Source organism: Streptococcus mitis (assembly GCF_001579035.1).
GTDB classification, from domain to species: Bacteria; Bacillota; Bacilli; order Lactobacillales; family Streptococcaceae; genus Streptococcus; species Streptococcus mitis_J.
Map to the genome: position 1 here is coordinate 384,038 of NZ_KQ970286.1, position 2,542 is coordinate 386,579.

3 protein-coding genes are annotated in these 2,542 nt (G+C 42.4%); all 3 read left to right on the forward strand.

Annotated elements, in window-relative coordinates:
* Positions 1–493, forward strand: a 493-nt coding sequence (locus tag SMIDD26_RS04305) for a PLP-dependent transferase (protein ID WP_134990160.1), incomplete at its 5' end; no start/stop codon positions are given.
* Between the two features lie 95 nt (positions 494–588).
* Entirely contained in the window at positions 589–1,863 is a 1,275-nt protein-coding gene (locus SMIDD26_RS04310; RefSeq protein WP_061439134.1) for a DUF2130 domain-containing protein, read from the forward strand.
* A 9-nt stretch (positions 1,864–1,872) separates the two neighbouring features.
* On the forward strand, positions 1,873–2,542 hold a 670-nt coding region (truB, locus tag SMIDD26_RS04315), incomplete at its 3' end, for a tRNA pseudouridine(55) synthase TruB (protein ID WP_246746893.1).

Sequence of the window (2,542 nt, forward strand, 5' to 3'; positions counted from 1 at the left end):
CCGTGTCCAATTGCTTCGTGATACAGGTGCAGCCTTGTCGCCATTTAATGCCTTCTTGTTACTCCAAGGACTGGAAACCCTTTCACTTCGTGTCGAACGTCATGTGCAAAATGCAGAGAAAATTGTTGATTTCCTTGTCAACCATCCTAAGGTAGAAAAGGTAAACTATCCAAAACTTGCAGACAGTCCTTATCATGCCTTGGCTGAGAAATACTTGCCAAAAGGTGTGGGTTCCATCTTTACCTTCCATGTCAAAGGTGGGGAGGCAGAAGCACGCAAGGTAATTGATCATTTAGAAATCTTCTCTGATCTTGCAAATGTGGCAGATGCTAAATCGCTTGTTGTCCATCCAGCAACAACCACTCATGGTCAATTGTCAGAAAAAGACCTAGAAGCAGCAGGTGTCACACCAAACCAAATCCGCTTGTCTATCGGACTTGAAAATGTAGATGATTTGATTGAAGACTTGCGCTTGGCCTTGGAAAAAATTTAAAGAAAAAGAAGTTAAACAGTGGGTTTCGACTCACTGTTTTTGATTTTCCCTTAGGCATGATATAATGGTTACAGAAGTCTAGAAAGAGGAACGTTATGAACGAAATCAAATGTCCCAACTGTGGGGAAGTCTTTACAGTAAATGAAAGTCAGTATGCCGAACTTCTGTCTCAAGTGAGAACAGCAGAGTTTGATAAGGAACTACATGATCGGATGAAGCAGGAATTGGCTTTAGCTGAGCAAAAGGCCATGAATGAACAACAGTCTAAATTAGCTCAAAAAGACCAAGAAATTGCGCAATTACAGAGTCAGATCCAAAACTTTGATACAGAAAAAGAATTGGCCAAGAAAGAAGTTGAACAGACAAGTCATCAGGCTCTCTTGGCTAAGGATAAGGAAGTTCAGGCCTTGGAAAACCAACTGGCTACCTTGCGTTTGGAACATGAAAATCAACTACAGAAGACCCTCTCTGACCTAGAAAAAGAACGAGACCAGGTTAAAAATCAGCTTCTCTTGCAAGAAAAAGAAAACGAACTCTCTCTTGCTTCTGTTAAACAAAACTATGAAGCACAGCTCAAAGCAGCCAGTGAACAAGTCGAATTTTATAAGAATTTTAAGGCTCAACAATCTACCAAAGCCATCGGGGAAAGTCTGGAACAGTATGCAGAGAGTGAGTTTAACAAGGTACGAAGTTTTGCCTTTCCAAATGCCTACTTTGAGAAGGATAACAAGGTTTCTGCGCGTGGGTCTAAGGGGGACTTTATCTTCCGTGAATGTGATGAAAATGGAGTAGAGATTATATCCATTATGTTTGAGATGAAAAATGAAGCGGATGGAACAGAGAAGAAGCACAAGAATGCAGATTTTTACAAGGAATTGGACAATGACCGTCGGGAGAAGAACTGTGAGTATGCCGTTTTGGTGACCATGCTTGAGGCCGATAATGATTACTTTAACACAGGGATTGTTGACGTCAGCCACGAGTATGAAAAGATGTATGTGGTTCGTCCTCAGTTCTTTATTCAGTTGATTGGGCTCTTACGTAATGCGGCACTTAATTCCCTAAAATATAAGCAGGAGTTAGCCTTGGTTCGCGAACAAAATATTGACATTACACATTTTGAGGAAGATTTGGATGCCTTTAAACTAGCCTTTGCTAAGAACTATAATTCAGCTTCGACCAACTTTGGTAAAGCTATCGATGAAATCGACAAGGCCATCAAACGCATGGAAGAGGTCAAGAAATTCCTAACCACATCTGAAAACCAACTTCGACTCGCAAACAATAAATTGGAAGATGTTTCGGTCAAAAAATTGACTCTAAAAAATCCAACCATGAAAGCGAAGTTTGAAGCGCTGAAGGGGGAGTAGAAAGCAAAAATGAACGGTATTATCAACTTAAAAAAAGAAGCGGGAATGACCTCGCATGATGCGGTTTTTAAACTGCGTAAGATTTTGGGAACCAAGAAGATTGGTCATGGTGGGACCTTGGATCCGGATGTGGCGGGTGTTTTGCCCATTGCGATTGGCAAGGCGACACGCATGGTCGAGTTTATGCAGGACGAGGGTAAGGTCTATGAGGGAGAAATCACTCTAGGTTATTCAACGACAACTGAGGATGCCAGTGGGGAAGTGGTCGCAGAGACACCTGTTTTATCGTCCTTGGATGAAAAGCTTGTTGATGAAGCAATCGCCAGTTTGACAGGACCTATTATTCAGATTCCGCCTATGTATTCGGCTGTAAAGGTCAATGGTCGTAAGCTCTATGAGTATGCGCGTGCTGGTCAGGAAGTGGAGCGTCCAGAACGTCAGGTGACCATTTATCAATTTGAACGGACAAGCCCGATTTCTTATGATGATCACCTTGCACGTTTTACATTTCGTGTGAAATGCAGCAAGGGGACTTACATCCGTACCTTATCGGTTGACTTGGGAGAAAAACTTGGTTATGCGGCTCATATGTCTCACCTGACACGAACAAGTGCTGCAGGGTTACGGTTAGAAGATGCCTTGACCTTGGAAGAAATTGCTGAAAAAGTAGAGGCTGGGC

What these genes read in the sequence shown, in the direction of transcription:
- SMIDD26_RS04310 (WP_061439134.1), top strand. Translation starts at nt 589, where the DNA reads ATGAACGAAATCAAATGTCCCAACTGTGGGGAAGTCTTTACAGTAAAT.